Here is a 19,241-nt window from a genome sequence, read left to right on the forward strand (position 1 = left end):
CCGATCGGGCGGCGCCATCAATGGCTTTGCCAACCTGGGGAACTCAATCGGCCGGCAGTGCCGACTACCGGGAGTTGAGCGATCGACTCGGTTGAGGAGCCGCGAGGGCGGTCGTCCTCGCGGCAGTGCCGCTGCGCCTTGCGTCAGGATGCGTCGCAAACCCGTCGGGTCAGGTTGCCCGGCCAAGATCGACGGGTCGGCCGAGTCCCATTAGATGATGCGTTCCGGCGAGCCCTCGTCCAGGTCGTCCTCGCGGGGGAGCTGCCCGTCTCGATCAACTGGCCGATCGATGATTCTCTTCGACAGTTCCGCGCTCACGCGTTCCGCACGGTTCCTGAGGAAGGCGTCATAGTCATCGGACCAGACGATCTTGAGCCGTCGTATTCCACCGGTCAACTGCGGTGCCGCGTCGGGGTGGTCCGCCACACCCTCGAGGACATTGTCGATGACCGAGAACATGTCTGTGCCCGCCGCGCCGTATGCACCGGAGCCAGAGTCAGAGCCCGGGCCGGTTAGGAAGCCGCGGCGCTGGCCGTGGATCCTCGGCATCGTCGCCGCCCTCGCCGTGGGCGTGGGGATCGGTGTCGCCGGTACGCCCTCCGACGAGGAGAACCAGGCGATGATTGACACCTCCGTCGCTGCGGCGGTCTCCGATCAGCGCGCCCAACTCGCGGCCGAACAGGCGGAGGCCGCCGCAGCCCTCGACGACGCGAAAAAGCAGGCGGCGGCCGCCTCAACCGCGCAGCGCGCCGCCGACAACGCGCACGCGGCGGCAGACTCACGTTCGGCGGAACTTGACAAGCGCGAGGCAGCGTTGCTGCCGAGGGAAGCCGACGCAGCCAAATCCACATTTGGCAACGGCATGCACCTCGTCGGGCGCGACATCAACGCCGGGACGTATCGGACCGCCGGCGGGTCGAATTGCTATTGGGAGCGACTTTCTGGAACTTCCGGCGAGTTCGACGACATCATCACCAACGACAACGTGTCAGGGGCGTCGGTGGTGACCATCAGTTCGTCGGACGTAGCCTTCAAGTCCAGTGGTTGCGGAACATGGACCAAGATCGGATGAACGCTGGGGCCATGAGCTGGTAGTTGCAGTATTTTCGGGATCGCATTGCCATTGGATGCGATGGGATCATTTCGGTATCAGCTCGAAGGGATCGGAAATGCTGGACGTTGCAGTAGTTTTCGATTCGATCTGTGCATAGATCGTTGGCGACAGTGGGACAATTCGACGATGAGGATTCCCATCGCGGTTGTCGCCTCGGTGGCTGTGGTCGTGCTCGGAGCATGCGGATCGTCGAACGGTAGTGACCCGGCTCCGGATCGGGCGGCAGGCCTTCCCGGGTCGACGACTGCTTCCACTTCCGCCGCGCGCGCGACGACGGCTCCGCCTCCCCCTCGAACCACACGTCAGGCGGCGTCGATGGCGGAGCAGTTCGAGCAGATGACTTCGACATCATGTCGCGAGGATGTGGATCCGGTCGCTTGCATGTATGAGCGGCGCGCGTATATCGAGTTCTTCGAGCGATCCGCGATGCGAAGCGTGGATGCGTCATATCACGAAAGCCTGAGCGAAATGCTCCAGCATGTGTACACGCAGCACGACGAGTTCGTGGCGAAGGGATGCCCGGCGAACCCGAACGCCGACGAATGCAGAATTCCGCTCATGATCTCCGATACGGTGATGGTAACTCTGGGGGCCCTGTTCTCCGTGGAATGAATATGCACCGACATCCGGAGCGGCGTGGTGATCAGGGGGCTCCGAACCCGTACGTGTAACTTCCCGTGCTCCAGTTCATGGTCGCGTTGTATTTGTAGCCGCTCATCGTGCCATCGCCGTTGTCTTTCGTTGCCGCGAAGCACTCGAATATCGTTGTTAGCTCGGTGAGATCATCTATGGAGCCACCTCCGACCGGCGAACACGACACGGAGAGGATCGGTCCATCGATGATCGACGAATTAGCGTGCTTTTCGGCCATCTGCTTGATACTTGCTTCGATCTGAGTGACGCTTACTCTTCGTATGGAACGCTCTGCTTCTGCGCGTCGTTCCTGCTCTGCCTTCTCGGCCGCGATTCGATCAGCTTCCCTTTGTGCTGCCTCCGACGCCGCAGCCTCGGCGGCAGCCACCTGAGCCGCGATCTCGGCATCGTGGGATACCTTCCAGGCGATGCCCGCGACCGCCACAACCGCGAGGAGGGCCGCGATGCTCCACGCGATCGGATTCTGTATCAGGGACTTCCAGCGTGGTGGTCCGGCGTTCGGCTGCTGGGGTGCGGGAAGATCCAACCATCGGCTGCCGTCCCAGTAGCGCATGCCGCCGTCAGGGCTCGGATACCACCCCGGGGCTGCGCTATGCGCCTCGTTCGTCATGCCACGGCACCTCCACGGAAGCGGCCGAAATTGCAGTGATCTGCATAGTGCAGCGTATCGCGATAGCGCTGCTCAGGGCGTGATTTTGGGATCGGTTCAAGACTGAGGTGTCACTGTCCCGCAGCGCCGTCCAGGAATGGCTGCAGCGTGCGCACGGGATATTTGGGCGGCGATTCTCTCCATTGTTCTGTAGGTGGTACGAGGGCGACTTCCACGCCCTCCTGAATTTTGCGGTGAGAAACGATTCGGTCATCAGCTACGGAGCCGCGGGGTTACGGTTGGGCGCCGTGGCAGTTGCACCCCCGATCAGCGACGTCGGGTGGGTCGAGACCGTCGGAGCTCACAGTGGACAACCTATGCGCGGCCAGCCGTCAATCGTGTCGTCCACCGGGGAGCGAAAGTCGAGTGGTTGATGGCAACCTTGCACCCGCCGTGGCACCCTTGCACCCACTGTGGGCTGGCGCAATGGGTGCAGTCTGTGGCGAAATAGTACAAGCCTGCGCGCCGGGAGGGGCGGTGCGCACCTAGAATCCGCTCGTGGGCAACAAGTCGGTCACCAGCTACGACGTCGCACGCGCCGCGGGCGTGTCGCAGTCGACGGTGTCGCGCGCCCTGCGGGGCGACCCGCGCGTCATCGAGGAGACCCGCGAGCGCATCCAGGCCCTGGCGAAGGAGATGGGGTACGTCCCGCACATCACGGCGCGGAGCCTGATCACGCGGCGGTCGTCGTCGATTGCGGTGGTGAGTGGTGACCTGCGGAATCCGTCGTATCCGACGCTGGTGAACACGCTGCAGGACCGGTTCGCGCAGCACGACTATCGGGTGCTGCTGATGAGCGACCGGACCGAGGGGTCGCTGGAGAAGGACATCCTGGCGCTGCGGGGCGGGCTGGTGGACGGGGTCGTGTTCATCTCGGCGCGGCTGGATTCGCCGATCGTGTCGGAGATGATCGACTGGAAGATCCCGCTGGTGATCCTCAACCGCGACGTCGACGGCAGCCAGGCCGGGCGGGTGGACCGGGTGACGTCGGACAACGTCGGCGGGGGTCGGCTCGTCGCCGACCACCTGATCGAGCTGGGGCACCGGCGCATCGGGCTGATCTCCGGCCCGCTGGAGAATCCGAGCGTGAAGCTGCGCGAGGCGGGCTTCCGGGAGGGGCTCGACAAGCACGGCCATCCATTGGACGAGACGCTCGTGCACCGTGGCGCGGTGGACGCCAAGACCGGTTTCGAGGGCGGCATGGAATTGCTCAGCCGGCCGGACCGGCCGACGGCGGTGTTCTGCGCGACGGACTACATGGCCTACGGCACCCTCGACGCCACCAAGCGCCTGGGCCTGCTCGTGCCCGACGACGTGTCGATCGTCGGCTACAACGACCTCGACGCGTCGGGTTGGTCGATGTTCGACCTGACGACGGTGCGCCAGCCGCTCGAGGACATGGCCTCGGCCGCCGCCGAACTGCTGCTCGCGCGGATCGACGGCGCGGCGGGCGCGCCGGTGCACCGGAACTTCGCCGTGGAATGGGTGCAGCGGGGGAGCGCGGCCCCTATCGGTCAACTGGGGCGTGCGCAGTCCGTCAAAGATCGTTAACCGGGGCAACAAGTCCGTTACCCACGAGCTCCGATCCGGCAATAACCCCTGCATACATTCGAAGTCATAGCGAGCAGGGCAGAGTTGCCCCACCGCTTCTTCGAATCCCCGCAGCTTCAGGAGCGACATGGAAATCGGCGTCTTCATCCCCATCGGCAACAACGGCTGGCTCATCTCCAAGAGCGCCCCGCAGTACATGCCGTCGTTCGAGCTCAACAAGACGATCGTGCAGAAGGCCGAGAAGCACGGCCTCGACTTCGCCCTGTCGATGATCAAGCTCAAGGGCTTCGGCGGCGAGACCGAGTTCTGGGACCACAACCTCGAGTCGTTCACCCTCATGGCCGGCCTCGCGGCCGTCACCGAGAAGATCAAGCTGTTCGCCTCCACCCCGATCCTCACCCTGCCGCCGGCCATGGTCGCCCGGATGGCGTCGACCATCGACTCGATCGCCCCCGGCCGCTTCGGCGTCAACATCGTGACCGGCTGGGCGCCCAACGAATACACGCAGATGGGCCTGTGGCCGGGCGAGGAGTACTTCGGCTACCGCTACCAGCAGGCCACCGAGTACGTCACCGTCATGCGGCAGTTGTGGGCCGACGGCGTCAGCAACTTCAAGGGCGAGCACTACACGATGGACGAGTGCGTCCTCTCGCCGAGCCCCACCGGCGGTGCCGTGCCGATCGTCGCGGCCGGACAGTCCAAGAGCGGCATGAAGTTCGCCGCCGAGATGGCCGACTTCAACTTCATCATGGGCACGGGCATCAACACGCCCACCGCGATCTCCGACTCCACCGCCACCCTCGTCGAGGCGGCGAACAAGACGGGCCGCGACGTCGGGGCCCTGACGCTGTTCATGATCATCGCCGCCGAGACCGACGAAGCGGCACAGGCGAAGTGGCAGGACTACCACGACAACGCCGACCTCGCCGCCCTCGGCTACATGGCCGACCAGTCCGCCGCCGACGCCACCGCCGACGACGCCTCGACCGCCAAGACCATCTCCCTGCCCGAGGGCGCGGTGAACTTCAACATGGGCACCCTCGTCGGCTCGTACGAGACCGTCGCGAAGATGCTCGACGAGGTCGCCGAGATCAAGGGCATCAAGGGCATCATGCTCACCTTCGACGACTTCGTCGAGGGCATCGAGAACTTCGGTACCCGCATCCAGCCGCTGATGAAGAGCCGCACCACCGTTCAGGCCGAAGCCGCCTGACCCCGAGCGGCGGGTGGGGGCGCGTGCACCGATCCGCGCCCCCACCCGCCACCCCACACCCGGAGGTTCCCTCTTGCATCCGCGCACCCTCGACGTCGCGATCGTCCAAGCCGGCGAACTCACCGAGGACCTCCTCGGCAACCTGGCCCGGCTCGCCGCCCTCGTCCGCACCGCCGCCGCACCCGACGCGACCGGCGCCGTCCCCGACCTGGTGGTGCTGCCCGAACTGATCACCACCCCCTACTTCTGCACCAGCCACGACGTGGACCGCACCCCCTGGGCGCAGACCGTCCCCGGCGAGGCCACCACGCTGTTCGGCGACCTCGCCCGCGAACTCGGCTGCGCGATCGCCTTCGGCCTGTTCGAGCGCACCGCCCACGACGTCACCCACAACTCCGTCGTCCTCGTCGGCCCGGCCGGTGAGGTCGTCACCTGGCGCACCCCCGACGGCGGCGCAGTGCCCGCCTACCGCAAGCTCTCGCTGCCCGCGAGCAAGGTCGGCGACGTCGACATCGACGAGAAGTACCACTTCGCGCCCGGCCAGGCCCCCGCCACCGCCGACCTGTTCGGCACCCGCTTCGGCTGCGTCATCTGCTACGACCGCACCTTCCCCGAATACTGGGCCGTCGCCCGCGCGCTCGGCGCCGAGGTGATGCTCGCGATCGTCTCGTCCCTCGGCACCCGCGAAGACCTGTTCCTCGCCGAGCTGCAGACCCGCGCCCTCGAATCGCAGATGTGGATCGTGGCCGCCAACCGGGCCGGGCCGGAAACCCTCAACGGCGTGACCGTCGACTACTTCGGTCTCTCGTGCGTCATCGCCCCGAACGGCGAGATCGTCGCGCAGGCACCCGCGCACCGGGCGGGGGAGACGCTGCGCTTCACGCTCGACCTCGACGCCGTCCCGGCCGTGCGCGCGGCCTTCCCGCTGGCCCGCGACCGTCGCCCCGACGTGCTGCGCCTGCTCGCCGACCTCACCGCCGGCACCCTCCGGCCCGAGCCGCTGCCCCGGCCGAGTGCCCTACCGCTGGAGGTGAGCGGGTGACCACCACCGACTACCCCGACCTCACCGCCGCCGCGGCCACCACCGTCGACGACCTGCTGCCGCAGGCCCGCGCGGACATGGCACCCCTGCTCGAGACCTCCCGGCTCGCGCCGCTGCCGCCCGCACCCGACGCGCCGGCCGCCGAGCCCGCCCACTCCGTCGCGCTGCTCGCCGCGAGCCCCGTCCCGGTCCCGCCCGTCCCGGCCCCGGCGCACCGCGCGCGCACCGACGCGGCCCTGCACGACCTCGGCGTGCTCGACCTGCTCGCCGCCTACGCCGCCGGCGCCACCACGCCCACCGCGGTGCTCGCCGCGCTGCGCGCCCGCTGGGCCGACCCAGCGCTCGTCGGCGGGGCGATCCTCGCCGTCGTCGACGGCGCTGACGAGGCCGCCGCCGACTCCGGCCGCCGCTGGCTGGGCGGAACCGCCCGCCCGCTCGAGGGCGTCTTCTTCGGCGTCAAGGACATCGTCGACGTCGCCGGTGCCCCGGTCACCGCGGGCTCGCACACCACCGGCGACCGCGTCGCCGGCACCGACGCCACGGCCGTCGCCCGGCTGCGCGCCGCCGGCGCCATCCCCGTCCTGATCACCGCGACCACCGAATTCGCCTGCGGCGCCCCGCACAACGCCCGCTACGGGGCCGTCACCAACCCGTGGGACCGCAGCCGCTGGACCGGCGGCTCGTCGACCGGCTCGGCCGGCGCCCTCGCCGCGCGCCTCGTCCCGCTCGCGCTCGGCACCGACACCGGCGGCTCGATCCGCGTGCCCAGCGCCCAGTGCAACCTCACCGGCATCAAGCCCACCTACGGGCTCGTCCCGCGCACCGGCGTCGCGTCGCTGTCGTGGACCCTCGATCACATCGGGCCCATGGCGCGCTCCGCCGCCGACCTGCGCGTCGTCCTCGACGTCCTCGCCGGACCCGACGGTCTCGACCCCGCCGCGGCCCCGGACGCGGTGGCGCGGCAGGTGCAGGCCGGCCTCGCCGAACCCAGCACCCCCGGCCCGCCGTCGCTGGCGGGCGTACGGCTCGGCGTCCCCACCACGTGGTTCACCGAACTGTGCGACGCGGGCGTGCTGGCCGCGTGGGAGGCGGCGATCGCCGCGCTGCAGGGCCTGGGCGCCGAGGTGGTGCCCGTCGACGTCCCCGACGCCCACCGCCTGCACGACGACGTCACCATCGTGCTCACCTGCGAGCTCGCCGCCAACCAGGAGGGCGCGCTGGAGCGCTTCGCGCGGTACGACATCGGCACCCAGGTGCGCATCGCGCGCGGGCTGGTGCCGTCGGCGGTGGACTACCTGCGCTCGCTGCGGCGCCGCGCGGGCGCCCAGCGCGCGACGGTGCAGGCGTTCGACGCCGCCGGGATCGACGCGTTCGTCACCCCGGGCATCGGGGTGACGGCCGCGCGGCTGTCGGACGTCACCGTCGAGATCGACGGCGTGCGCCACCCGATGCAGTCGATCGTCGGCCGCAACACCGGTCTGTTCGACTACCTCGGCCTGCCTGCGGTGATGGCGCCCGCCGGTTTCGTCGACGGCCTGCCCGTCGGCGTGCAGATCGTGGGCCGGCCGTGGGCTGACGACACGTGCCTGCGCCTGGCGCAGGTGCTGCAGGCCGTCACCGACGTCCACGAGCGTCGCGCCGATGGATAGCGTTGCCGCACGGCATCATCCGCATCCGTGGCGGGTGTTCGCGGCCACCAGTATCGGCGTGATCGCGGTGTTCCTCAGCATCAGCGGCCTCACCGTCGCGCTGCCCACCGTCACCCGCGAGCTGGGTGCCTCGGCGGCGCAGTCGACGTGGATCCTGTTGGGCTACATGCTCGTCACCACCGCGCTGATCCTCGTGTTCGGCCGGCTCGCCGACATCGTCGGCCGTCGCCCGCTGTATCTGGCGGGGCTGGCGGTGTTCACGGTCGCGACCGGGCTGTGCATGCTCGCGCCGACCGCCGGGTGGCTGATCGCGGCGCGGGTGCTGCAGGGCGTCGGGGCGGCGGCCGTCGTCACCAACAACACGGCGCTGCTCACCGACACCTTCCCGCCGCACAGCCTGGGCCGGGCCCTCGGCTGGAACGCGACCGTCGCGGCCGTCGCGCAGGTCGTCGGGCCGGTGATCGGCGGTGCGGCGACGGCCGCGTTCGGCTGGCGCGGGCTGTTCGTCGTCGTGCTGCCGGTGGGGGTGCTCGCGATCGCGTCGTCGCTGCTGGTGATCCCGCGCGGCACCCGCCGTCGCATCGAGCGTGAGCCGTTCGACCTGGCGGGAGCGGTGCTGTCGACCGCGCTGCTGACCGCCGTCGTGCTGGCGCTGACACCGGGGGTGACGTCGTCGCCGTGGTTGCCGTGGGCGTGCGGCGCCGCGAGCCTGGTGCTCGGCGCGGTGTTCGCGGCGGTGCAGATCCGTCGCGCCCATCCGCTGGTGGACCTGACGCTGTTCCGCAACCGCGGCATCGCGCTCGTCCTCGTGGCGGTGCTCGTCAACGCCGTCGCCACCTACGCGGTGACGCTGCTCGTGTCGCTGTACGGGCAGGCAGTGGGCGGGATCTCGGCCGTCGCGGCCGGGTTGCTGGTGATGCCCGTCGCGGTGGGCACCGTCGTCGCGGCCGCCGCCGCGGGCTCGCTGATGCTGCGCTTCACCCCGCGCACGCTGACCGCCACGGGCATGGCGCTCAACGCCGTCGGGCTGCTCGGCGTCACCCTGATGCTCTCGCCCGACGGCGGATCGCTGGGGGCGACGGCGCCGTTCCTGTTCGTCCTCGGCTGCGGCACCGGCCTGTTCATGACCCCGAGCACCAGCGCGCTGATGCTCACCGCGCCTGCGGAACGTCGCGGGATCGCCAACGGGCTGCGCTCGACGCTGCAGAACGTCGGCTACCTGCTCAGCACCGCGCTGGCGCTGGCCGTCGCGACCGTCGGGCTCAGCGCCACCGCGCGGCAGGCCGCGTACGGCGGCACCCTCGGCACGCTCGGCAGCGCCGAACTGGCGCGGTTCGTCGACAACGTCCGCTCGGTGGGGCTGGCCTTGGCCGTCGTCGCCGCCTCGGGTGTCGCCGTGTGCCTGGCCTTCCCGCGCCGGCAGGTCACCGCGCCCGCCGTCGTGCGTCCCCTCGAACCCGTCACGACCCTGAAGGAATCCGCATGACCCTCGCCGACCGCACCGCCCAGGCGGCCGACTACGCCCGCGCCGGCTTCGGGCAGGAGCTTCAGCCCGGCACCCGCCCTGCCCTGATCGTCGTCGACCCGGCCCGCGCCTACATCGACCCGGACTGCCCGCTCTACGCCGGGGTGGAGGAGAACGTCGCGGCGATGCGCACGCTGCTCGCCGACGCCCGCGCCGCCGGCATCCCCGTCGTGATCACCGAGGTGCGGCTGCGCGCCGACGGCGCCGACGCCGGGGTGTTCTTCAAGAAGTCGGGCACGCTCGTCGCGTTCTGCGAGGGCAGCCCGTACGGGGAGCTCATCGACGGCCTCGAGCCGACGTGTGCCGAGCTGCTCGTGACGAAGAAGTACGCGAGCGCGTTCTTCGGGACGTCGCTGAATTCGTACCTGACGTCGCTCGGGGTGGACACTGTCCTCATCGCCGGCCTGTCCACGAGCGGCTGCGTGCGCGCGACGACCCTCGACGCGATGCAGCACGGCTACATTCCCATAGTCGTGGAAGACGCCGTGGGCGACCGGGATCCGGCCATCCACCACTCGAACCTGTTCGACATGCAGCAGAAGATGGCCGAGGTCTGGCCGCTGTCGCGCGCCCAGTCCTACCTCGCCCGTGCGTGATTCCGGTAGCTCTGGCTACCAGAAACGCGCACGGGCGGCGAAGCCGCACGGCAGTTAACACGAACGAACCAACGGTGTTGCCGGTCGCAACACGGCACCCGATACATTCGAAGTCATCGACCGCATCGGCCGGCCCCGCAACGACGCGCCCCCGCCTCTCGTCGAATCCCGCCTCTCGTCGAACCTCCGCTTCCCCCTCCAGGAGAATTCATGCGCACCACCCTTCCCGGCCGCGCCGCGATCGCCGCGCTCACCCTCACGGCCGCCCTCGGTCTCGCCGCATGCAGCAGTTCCGGCTCCGGCGGCGGCGACGTCTCCGACGTCGACGTCGCGGCCGGCATCGAATACGCCCGCGCCCAGCTCGCGAAGTACGCGGCCGACCCGGAGTTCACACTCGAGGCCGAGCCCTTCCCGATGCGGAACATCGCCGGCAAGACGATCTTCGCGATCCCCACCAACAGCGAGAACCCCTACAACGTCGCCGTCGACGAGGAATCGAAGAAGGTCGCCGAACGCTACGGCGCCACCTGGATCGAATACACCAATCAGGGCCAGCCCGCCCAGTGGGCCACCGGCGTCGAGCAGGCCGTCAACCAGAGGGTCGACTTGATCATCCTCTCCCAGGGCATCGACGCCTCCCTCATCAAGCCGGCCCTCGAAAAGGCCGAGACGGCAAATATTCCCGTGCTGCTCACCCACACCATCCTGCGCGGGGAGTCGCTGCCCGCCGGCCTCGAGGGGCTCGTCGACGCCACCACCGACGCCCCGCTCGCCGAGGCCAACCGCCTCACCGTCGACTGGATGATCGATCAGACCGACGGCGAGGGCAACGCCCTGATCATCACCTCCAACGAGGTCCCGCCCGCCAAGGCCGAGGTCGCGGCGATGGAGGACGAGATCGCGCAGTACTGCCCCCGGTGCGAATACAAGATCGTCAACGTGCCCGTCGCCGAGTGGGCCACCAAGATCCAGTCCGAGGTGCAGTCAGCCCTCTCCGCCGACCCCACCATCAACTTCGTCCTGCCCATCTACGATTCGATGTCGCTCTATGCCCAGTCCGGCATCAAGGCCGCCGGCAAGACCGGCCAGGTCGAGATCTCCTCCGTCAACGGCACCCCCGCCGTGCTGAAGATCCAGCAGGACGACGGCATCGTCACCATGAACGTCGGCGAATCCATCCCGTGGCTCGCCTGGGCCACCATGGACCAGGCCGGCCGCCTGCTCCTGGGCTACGACCCCGTCCCGAACGGTGCCCAGCAGACCCCGCTCAAGCTCATCACCGCCGACAACATCGACGAGACCGGCACCCCGCCGCAGCCCGACAAGGGCTACGGCACCGCCTACGTCACCGGCTACGAGGCCCTGTGGGGGTCCAGTGAGCAGCCCTGACCCCATCGTCAACATCGTCGGCCTGTCCAAGACCTTCGGCAGCCACACCGTCCTGAAGGACGTCGGCCTGACGATCCACGCCGGCGAGGTGCACGGCCTGCTCGGCGAGAACGGCTCCGGCAAGTCCACCCTCATCAAGGTCCTCGCCGGTTTCCACGCCCCCGACCCCGGTGCCGCCCTGCAGGTCCGCGGCCGCGACGTGCCCCTGCCCGTCCCCGCCGGCGGGTTCCGCGAACTCGGCATCAGCTTCGTCCACCAGGACCTCGCGCTCGTGCCCGACCTGTCGGTGGTGGAGAACCTGCGCGTCGGGCCCGTCGTCGCCGGCTCTAGGCCGTGGATCTCGTGGCGGCGCGAGAAGGGCACCGCCCGAGCGCTGTTCGACCGCTTCGGCCTCGACGTCGACCCGGATGCGCCGGTGTCGAGCCTCGGCGAGACCGACCGCGCGCTCGTCGCGATCCTGCGGGCCGTGGAGGAACTCGGCGACCGCCGCACCCTCCTCGTCCTCGACGAGCCGACCGTCTTCCTGCCCCGCGAGGGCACCGACATGCTGTTCTCCGTCGTCCGCGAGATCGTCGCCGACAAGAAGGCCGCGGTCCTGTTCGTCTCGCACGACCTCGACGAGGTGCTCGACCACACCGACCGCGTCACCGTCCTGCGCGACGGCGTCTCCCAGGGCACCCACCGCACCCGCGACCTCACCGCCGTCTCGCTCATCGATCTCATCGTCGGCCGCAGCCTCGACTCCGCCGACCCCCGCGTCGCCGGTCCCGTCCGCGACTTCGACGACGCGGCGCCGCTCGCCCGGATCGAGGAACTCGAGACCGCGACCGTCGACGGGATCGGCTTCGACGTGCGGCCCGGCGAGATCGTCGGCCTCACCGGCATCGCCGGCTCCGGCTACGACGACGTGCTGCCCGCCGTTTACGGGGCCCGACCGGCCCGCGGGGGAAGGTTGACGATCGGCCCCGACACCGTTGCGCTACAGACGATCACGCCGATCGACGCGCTCGACCGCAAGGTCGTGTACGTGCCACCGGACCGCAAGGTGGAGGGCAGCGCGCCGGAGCTGACCGTCGCCGAGAACGTCACGCTGCCGATCCTCGGGGCGGGCCTGGTCAAACCGGGGGTGCTCAGGGCCGTCGCCGCGTCCCTCGCCGAGCGCTGCGACGTGCGGCCCCGCGACCCGCAGGCCGTCTACGGTTCCCTCTCCGGCGGCAACCAGCAGAAGGCCCTGCTCGGCAAGTGGTTCCAGACCGACCCGGCGCTGGTGCTGCTCGCCGAACCCACCCAGGGCGTGGACATCGGTGCCCGCGCCCGCATCTTCGAGATGCTCCGCGAGACGGCGCGCGGGGGAGCGGGCATCGTCGTCGCCAGCTCCGACTACGAGCAACTGTCGGTGCTGTGCGACCGCGTCCTCGTCTTCTCCCGCGGCCACATCGTCGCCGAACTCACCGGCGACCACCTTTCCAAGCACCACATCTCGGACAGCGTCCTCGGACTGACCCGACAGGAAGTGAAAGCCTGATGTCCGTCACCCTCGACAAGACCACCACCACGAAAACCCCCGCACCCGTTACGGACTTCGCCCGGCCGCGCGTCGCGCTCGGCCCGCTGGTCGAGAAGTACGCGCTCGTGCTGGCCCTCGTCGCCGTCGTGCTCGTGTTCAGCGCGCTGCGCCCCGAGATCTACCCGACCGCGAACAACCTGCAGAACATCCTCGGCTCCCAGGCCGTGCTGCTCATCCTCGCCCTCGGGCTGATCGTGCCGCTCACCGCCGGCGAGTTCGACCTCTCGGCCGTGTCCACCATGTCCCTCGCCGCGATGACCATCGCGGTGCTCAACGTCCAGCAGGGCTGGTCGCTGCTGCCGGCCATCGCCGTCGCCGTGCTCGTCGCGCTGTTCGTCGGCGTCGTGAACGCCGTGCTCGTCGTCCGGCTGCACATCGACTCGTTCATCGCGACGCTCGGCAGCGGCACCGTCGTCCTCGGCGTGGTGCAGTGGATCTCCGACTCCACCTCCGTCACCGGCATCGACGCCGCGCTCGTCGACGCGACCATCGGCACCCGCCTGTTCGGGGTGTCGCTGCAGTTCTACTACGCCCTCGCCCTCGTCCTGCTCACCGCGGTGATCTTCCAGTACACGCCGATCGGGCGCCGGCTGCTGTTCGTCGGGCGCGGACCGCAGGTCGCGCGGCTCAGCGGCCTGCACGTCGACCGCATCCGCGGCGGCGCGCTCGTCACCTCCGCGCTCGTCGCGGCCCTGGCCGGCATCGTCTACGCCGGCATGCTCGGCGGCGCCGACCCGTCGTCCGGGCAGTCGTTCATGCTGCCGGCGTTCGCCGCCGCATTCCTCGGCGCCACCGCGATCGTGCCCGGCCGCTTCAACGCCTTCGGCACCCTCGTCGCGGTGTACTTCCTCGTCGCCGGGGTCGTCGGGCTGCAGATGCTCGGCGTCGCCAGCTTCGTCCAGCAACTGTTCTACGGCGGCGCACTCGTCGTCGCCGTCGCCCTCTCCGGTGCGGTCCGTCGTCGCACCGCCTCCCGATCCGCGCGCTGAGCGCCCGACCGAAAGACACCCGCCATGAAGACCACCGTCGTCGCCGGCAACCCCAAGCCCGGCTCCCGCACCCTCGACGCCGCCACCCTCCTGGCCACCGAACTCACCGGCTCCGCACCGGACCACGTCGTCGACGTGATCACCCTCGGACCCGGCCTGCTCGGCTGGGGCGACGACGCCGTCAAGGCGGCGGTGGACACCGTCGCCGCCTCGGACCTCGTGGTCGTCGCCAGCCCCACCTTCAAGGCCGCCTACACCGGCATCCTCAAGCTCTTCCTCGACCAGTTCGCCACCGGCGACGGCCTGCGCGACGTCACCGCCGTGCCGCTCATGCTCGGCGCCGGCCCGGCCCACGCCCTGGCCCCGGACCTGCTGCTCAAGCCGGTCCTCGTCGAACTCGGTGCCACCACCCCGGCGCCGGGTCTGTACCTGCTCGACTCCACCTACACCACCGACACGCGGATCGCGGACTACGCCCAGCGCTGGGCTCCGGTCCTGCGCTCCACTCTCCGGACGGAGGCCCGATGACCACCCTGACCCTCGACGGCGCCGCGCTGCGTCGCGCCTTCGCCCACATCCCGTCCGGGGTCGTCGCGATCTGCGCCGACACCGGCACCGAACGCCTCGGCATGGCCGCGAGCACGTTCGTGCCGGTGTCGTTGGATCCGCCGCTGGTGGCATTCTGCGTGCAGAACACCTCCACCACCTGGCCGAAGCTCGCGGCACGACCGCGACTGGGCATCAGCGTCCTGAACTCCGACGGTGCCGCCCGGGTGCTCGCGGCCAAGGTCGGCGACCGGTTCGCCGGCATCGACACCGAAACCCGGGACGGGGGAGCGCTGTTCGTCGCCGGCTGTAGCGTCCGGATGGACGTGTCGATCGAACAGCAAGTGCCCGCGGGCGACCACGCCATCGTCGTGCTGCGGGTCCGCGAACTGCACTGCGACGACTCCGGCACCGAGCCGATCGTGTTCCACCGCAGCGCCTTCCGCAGGCTGGTGGCGTCGTGAACCGGGTGGAGGCGGCGCTGGCCGCACTGCGCGCGGGGCGGCCCGTCCTCGTCGCCGACGACGCCGACCGCGAGAACGAGGGCGACGTGATCCTCGCCGCCCACCACGCGAGTCCGGAGTGGATCGCGTGGACCGTGCGGCACACCTCGGGCCTGCTGTGCGCGCCGATGACCGGCGCCCGCGCCGACGCCCTGGACCTGCCGGCGATGGTGACCGACAACCAGGACCCGAAGCAGACCGGGTACACGGTGACTGTCGACGCCGCGCGCGGGGTGAGCACCGGCATCAGTGCCGCCGACCGCGCCACCACGCTGCGGGTGCTCGCCGACCCCACCGCCACCGCCCGGGACCTGATCCGGCCCGGGCACATCCTGCCGCTGCGCGCCCGGCCCGGCGGGGTGCTCGAACGTCCCGGCCACACCGAGGCCGCCGTCGACCTGTGCGCTCTCGCCGGGCTGCCGCAGGTCGGGGTGATCGCCGAACTCGTCGCCGACGACGGGTCCATGATGCGCATGCCCGGCATCGAGGACCTCGGCGCCCGGTACGACCTGCCCGTCCTCACCGTCGCGGAGCTGATCAACTACCGCGCCGCGCACCCGCTGCCCGCAACCGTGGTGCCGGCCGGGCGGGTGATCCGCGCCGACGAGACCGTGATGCCGACCCGGTTCGGCACCTTCCGTGCCGTCGGCTACCTGGACCGGCACACCGGTGCCGAGCACCTGGCGCTGCTCGCCGGCGACCCGGTCGACGGGGCGCTGGTGCGGGTGCATTCGGAGTGCCTGACGGGGGAGTCGTTCGCCTCCCAGCGCTGCGAGTGCGGCCCGCAGCTCGACGCCGCCCTCGAGCGTCTCGCGCACGAGGGCGGGGTGCTGGTGTATCTGCGCGGGCACGAGGGCCGTGGCATCGGACTGCTGAAGAAGCTGGCCGCCTACCGGCTGCAGGACGGCGGCCTGGACACCGTGCAGGCCAATCTGGAACTGGACGAACCCGCCGACGGCCGCGAATACGGCGGTGCCGCCGCGATCCTGCACGACCTCGGTGTGCGGTCGGTGCGGCTGCTCACCAACAACCCGGCCAAGATCTCCGGGCTCGAGGACAACGGCATCGTCGTGTCGGGGCGGGTGCCGCTGCACGTGGGCAGTGCCCCGGCGAACGTGCGGTATCTGGAGACGAAGCGGCGGCGGATGGGGCATCTTCTGCCCGCGGCGGAAGGATGAGCCTGCGCGGGCGGGCGCCATCTCGGATCCGCGCAGATCGCAGTCATCCGCGCTGACAATTGCCGAGGCGGATGACTGACGGGCGCGTGTGCGCCCGGTGATCAGCGGGGTCTCGACTCGACGTCGTCGAGGACGGCGACGATGCGGCCGACGGTGTCGTCGAGGCCGACGCACCACTGCGACTCCGGAAGCGGTGCGCTGCTGTCGCGGAAGTGGATTCGCCCGACCATCAGAACGCCGTACGACGTCTCCACGCTCATGCCGCAGCTGTAAGGGCGGGACGGATCGATCTTGAGGAGTGCTCGTCGACCGGCGAACTCCGTAGGGACGGCGTAGTCGGCTGTCTTCTCCTGTTCCACTTCGAAAGTGAAGTTGGCGGAGAGGACCGAAAGGCCGTAGCGGTCCAGGACGCCGGGGATGTGCAGCGTGCCGTCGAATTGGCATCCCAGCATCGTGTAGTGCGTTGCAGGGAAATCCGAGAATCGCCTCGACGTCGGGTTGTATCCGGCAGCTGCCACGACGTCGTCGGGAAGGTCGAGACAGGGATCGAACGCCACGTGCGGGCGATCTGATTCGTCGACGATTCGAGGTACACGGGTCGGGGCCGCGGCCGCGGTTGTCGGTTCCGCGGGAGTGGGTCTAGGTCCCTCGCATGCTGTGAGCACTGCGACAAGTACGAGCGCCGACATCGCAGAGTCGAGTGCGCGGCGACTCACCGCTGTGCCTCGCGCATGTCGCCGATCTTCTGTGTCCAGTCGTACTCGGCATCAAGGAAACCCTCGCCGCCGGCGGCAAACGTCTCGCGCATCTCCTTCAACACGGAATGGAATTGCTCGAGCCTCTCGTAGAGAGAAGCGGGTGTGCCGCGGGCCTTCAGTATGAACCCGGTGCGAAGGTCCTCGGCGGATTTGAAGCCGCCGAAACTCGGCGCGTCCGCCAGCTCGTAGGCGTCGTTTGCCGCCTTCTTGAGCGATTCCAGCATGGTGTCGCAGATGGCGACGATGTCCTCGATGGTGTGCGGTTCAAGGCGCAGTCGATCTGTCACGGATTCCCCCTCGGTCCATGGACGAGGCACTGTAGCGCATCGACGGAGGGGCGTACGTCACTGCTCGGACCCGTGCGAAGGGCAACGGACAGGCGGGGAACGACCGCGGGCTTGCACCTGCTGTGTGATGCAGGCACCCGCTGCAGCGAGCTGGAACGGGTGCCTGCATCTCGGAACGGGTGCAAGCCGGCTGACTCGGTCAGCGTTGCTGCGGGTGATCCGTCGGATTGTCGGCAGCTGGTCATCCGGCAGTCGCATACAGCGCGGGTCCTTCTGTGTAAGGTGCATCGGGCAGGTAGGGGAAACAGGGGGCAACTGCATGGGGGAGAGCGTTTTCGTCGTGCCGGAAGAACTCCGGTTGCTTGCAGCAAGGACTGCGGACGCCGGTGCCGCACTGGAGAAATGCACCGACAGGTCGGAAGTCGGGGATCTGCTTTCCGGATCGTGTACCGCGATTGCATGTGAAGAGGTGTGGACAGCCGTGGTCGCATCGATGTCCCAGTTGGCCGCTCGTCTGCGCGATGTGGCGGTGAGGGCTGAAGCTGCTGCGGATTCGTATTCGGAGGTGGATCGTGCGTCGGCCGACGCATTGCGCGACCTGCGGGGCAGAGTGTGAGTCCGGCGACGAGAGAGCAGGCCCAACGCTGGGACACCGCTTCGCTGGTCGTGATCGCAGCTGCATGGGAGGAACTTGGTGACGAAATCGACCGGCGTAAGCGCGACGCGGAGCGCGACTTCGACGACTCGCACCGGTTTTGGCGAGGAGCAGCCGGCGATCACGAACGCACCAGGATGCAGCGATTCGTGGATGCGGCGAATCGCGCGGCAGGAGCTCTCGAACGTTGTGTCGATGTTGCTCACCGCGGAGCCTCGAGCATCGAGGCCGCGCGATCGTACGTAGTGCATGCCATCGCGTTGGCGGAATGTGAGGGGTTTCGGGTTGCGAACGATGGGCGTGTCTCGGCGGTCGATGTGGCCGGAGCCTCGAATGAAGTCGCGAGCCGACACGAGACGGAAATTGTCCGCGCGTTGACCGTACTGGGCGACGAAGACGCGCGGGTGGCAACGGCGATGCGGAGAGCGCTCGAGTCGCTCTCCGCGATGCAATCGGACGAGGTTCGGTTTCCGGCGGACGTGGTGTTCGCCGGACCCGCGCCTGCCCCGGGGGCAGACTCCGGCGACGAGCGGCGTGCGGATGCCGCCGATGCATTCGAACGACTCACAGGTCGGTTCCCGCTCGACCCGGTGGACTGGGCGACGGCGTACATCCTTGTGGCGAACAGCTTCGCCGAGAAGTACGCGGGAGTCGGGCCGGAGGTCGTCGCGGGTCGGATCGAACCCGTGCCGGGTCAGGGCGTAGTGCGGATCGGGCTCTACATCCCGTCCGAAACGGTGGTGAACCTGCCGCAGGATCTGGGTGACCATCGGTCCGAGGATCCCCGATTCGACGTCGAGGACACACGAGTCGCGATCTACGTCGACTACGAGAACGGCATGGTGATCGCCCGTCAGAATCCTTCGGTGTCGGTCGACGGTGACGTACGGGTCGGTGTGCCGACCGTAGACGTCCAGCAGGCGGCCGACGGTGCCGTTCGGATCCAGTACCACGCGAGAAACCCTCTCGCTCCGGATGTGTCGACGCCAACGCATACGGTCAACGGCGACATCGTGGTATCGCCGCGGGCGGAAGGAATTGCTGTCGACGGTGTGATCACGGATTACCCGGCGCTCGAGGTCTATCGGGATACGCCCATGGGCGGTACGGAAACTGTCACGATCGACCCTGCCGACAGCGGCAGCGAATACGGTCCGCTCATCAACCTTCCGTTCCATCATTCGATCGGGGTCGGAACGGAAGCGTTCGAGCGTTTCAGGTCTGCGTACGCTCAGTTGCCGCCTTACGAGGCGGGGACACGTCCCGATGCGGATCCGCACCAGCCCACGCGGCTCGGTGGTACGGAGGATGCGCTTCGTGTGGTGGTCGTCCGATGATTCGGCCGGTCCTCCCGCCTGGGCTTTCGCAACGGCTCG

Annotated in this window: 19 protein-coding genes; 15 read left to right on the forward strand and 4 right to left on the reverse strand. The window is 69.2% G+C overall.

Annotated features, from left to right (window positions below; all coding sequences use genetic code 11):
* Positions 1-210 precede the first annotated feature (210 nt).
* Positions 211-459 carry a hypothetical protein gene (locus HFP48_RS10205; RefSeq protein WP_152103794.1) on the reverse strand — a complete coding sequence of 83 codons (249 nt, stop codon included), beginning with the start codon at positions 457-459 and terminating at the stop codon, positions 211-213.
* Between HFP48_RS10205 and HFP48_RS10210 the strand changes: the two genes are divergently transcribed.
* Positions 446-1,072 carry a hypothetical protein gene (locus HFP48_RS10210; RefSeq protein ID WP_168579458.1) on the forward strand — a complete coding sequence of 209 codons (627 nt, stop codon included), beginning with the start codon at positions 446-448 and terminating at the stop codon, positions 1,070-1,072. The two genes, HFP48_RS10205 and HFP48_RS10210, sit on opposite strands and share 14 nt — an antisense overlap.
* 168 nt (positions 1,073-1,240) lie before the next feature.
* Positions 1,241-1,726, forward strand: a complete 486-nt coding sequence (locus HFP48_RS10215; RefSeq protein ID WP_168579459.1) for a hypothetical protein — start codon at positions 1,241-1,243, stop codon at positions 1,724-1,726.
* Positions 1,727-1,757: 31 nt separating this feature from the next.
* On the opposite strand, the gene HFP48_RS10220 is transcribed toward HFP48_RS10215, so the two are convergent.
* On the reverse strand, positions 1,758-2,378 hold the full coding sequence (locus HFP48_RS10220; RefSeq protein WP_168579460.1) for a DUF2510 domain-containing protein: 621 nt from the start codon (positions 2,376-2,378) through the stop codon (positions 1,758-1,760).
* A 537-nt stretch (positions 2,379-2,915) separates the two neighbouring features.
* Here HFP48_RS10220 and HFP48_RS10225 point away from each other — a divergent pair.
* From HFP48_RS10225 to ribB, 12 genes are all read left to right on the forward strand, one after another.
* Complete coding sequence (locus HFP48_RS10225; RefSeq protein ID WP_168579461.1) at positions 2,916-3,968, forward strand: LacI family DNA-binding transcriptional regulator; 1,053 nt, start codon at positions 2,916-2,918, stop codon at positions 3,966-3,968.
* 127 nt (positions 3,969-4,095) lie between these two features.
* A complete protein-coding gene (gene rutA / locus HFP48_RS10230) occupies positions 4,096-5,181 on the forward strand; it encodes a pyrimidine utilization protein A (protein ID WP_168579462.1) in 1,086 nt (361 codons plus the stop codon).
* Positions 5,182-5,254: 73 nt separating this feature from the next.
* A complete protein-coding gene (locus tag HFP48_RS10235; protein ID WP_168579463.1) occupies positions 5,255-6,223 on the forward strand; it encodes a carbon-nitrogen hydrolase family protein in 969 nt (322 codons plus the stop codon).
* Positions 6,220-7,872: an amidase gene (locus HFP48_RS10240; protein ID WP_168579464.1), complete on the forward strand. Its 1,653-nt coding sequence runs from the start codon at positions 6,220-6,222 to the stop codon at positions 7,870-7,872. The genes HFP48_RS10235 and HFP48_RS10240 overlap by 4 nt, the downstream gene beginning before the upstream one ends.
* Positions 7,865-9,358, forward strand: a complete 1,494-nt coding sequence (locus tag HFP48_RS10245; protein WP_168579465.1) for an MFS transporter — start codon at positions 7,865-7,867, stop codon at positions 9,356-9,358. Before HFP48_RS10240 ends, HFP48_RS10245 begins: the two co-directional genes overlap by 8 nt.
* The gene (locus HFP48_RS10250) at positions 9,355-9,993 is read left to right on the forward strand and encodes an isochorismatase family protein (RefSeq protein ID WP_050034987.1); all 639 of its coding nucleotides are present in this window, start codon (positions 9,355-9,357) and stop codon (positions 9,991-9,993) included. The genes HFP48_RS10245 and HFP48_RS10250 overlap by 4 nt, the downstream gene beginning before the upstream one ends.
* 210 nt (positions 9,994-10,203) lie before the next feature.
* A complete protein-coding gene (locus HFP48_RS10255) occupies positions 10,204-11,382 on the forward strand; it encodes a sugar ABC transporter substrate-binding protein (RefSeq protein WP_050034988.1) in 1,179 nt (392 codons plus the stop codon).
* The gene (locus tag HFP48_RS10260; protein WP_168579466.1) at positions 11,369-12,907 is read left to right on the forward strand and encodes a sugar ABC transporter ATP-binding protein; all 1,539 of its coding nucleotides are present in this window, start codon (positions 11,369-11,371) and stop codon (positions 12,905-12,907) included. The genes HFP48_RS10255 and HFP48_RS10260 overlap by 14 nt, the downstream gene beginning before the upstream one ends.
* Positions 12,907-13,938, forward strand: a complete 1,032-nt coding sequence (locus HFP48_RS10265) for an ABC transporter permease (RefSeq protein ID WP_168579467.1) — start codon at positions 12,907-12,909, stop codon at positions 13,936-13,938. The genes HFP48_RS10260 and HFP48_RS10265 overlap by 1 nt, the downstream gene beginning before the upstream one ends.
* Positions 13,939-13,962: 24 nt before the next feature.
* Positions 13,963-14,466, forward strand: coding sequence for an NAD(P)H-dependent oxidoreductase (locus tag HFP48_RS10270; protein ID WP_168579468.1), 504 nt, complete (start codon positions 13,963-13,965; stop codon positions 14,464-14,466).
* Positions 14,463-14,948, forward strand: a complete 486-nt coding sequence (locus tag HFP48_RS10275; RefSeq protein WP_168579469.1) for a flavin reductase family protein — start codon at positions 14,463-14,465, stop codon at positions 14,946-14,948. Before HFP48_RS10270 ends, HFP48_RS10275 begins: the two co-directional genes overlap by 4 nt.
* Positions 14,945-16,165, forward strand: coding sequence for a 3,4-dihydroxy-2-butanone-4-phosphate synthase (gene ribB, locus HFP48_RS10280; protein ID WP_168579470.1), 1,221 nt, complete (start codon positions 14,945-14,947; stop codon positions 16,163-16,165). Before HFP48_RS10275 ends, ribB begins: the two co-directional genes overlap by 4 nt.
* Before the next feature lie 101 nt (positions 16,166-16,266).
* On the opposite strand, the gene HFP48_RS10285 is transcribed toward ribB, so the two are convergent.
* Complete coding sequence (locus HFP48_RS10285) at positions 16,267-16,854, reverse strand: DUF3558 domain-containing protein (protein WP_065922743.1); 588 nt, start codon at positions 16,852-16,854, stop codon at positions 16,267-16,269.
* Between the two features lie 23 nt (positions 16,855-16,877).
* On the reverse strand, positions 16,878-17,210 hold the full coding sequence (locus tag HFP48_RS10290) for a hypothetical protein (protein ID WP_065922742.1): 333 nt from the start codon (positions 17,208-17,210) through the stop codon (positions 16,878-16,880).
* A 612-nt stretch (positions 17,211-17,822) separates the two neighbouring features.
* Between HFP48_RS10290 and HFP48_RS10300 the strand changes: the two genes are divergently transcribed.
* Positions 17,823-19,202, forward strand: coding sequence for a hypothetical protein (locus HFP48_RS10300; protein WP_246872539.1), 1,380 nt, complete (start codon positions 17,823-17,825; stop codon positions 19,200-19,202).
* Positions 19,203-19,241: the final 39 nt, after the last annotated feature.

Origin of the sequence: Rhodococcus sp. DMU1 (assembly GCF_012272955.1) — a bacterium.
In the GTDB taxonomy this organism is placed as follows: domain Bacteria; phylum Actinomycetota; class Actinomycetes; order Mycobacteriales; family Mycobacteriaceae; genus Rhodococcus; species Rhodococcus aetherivorans.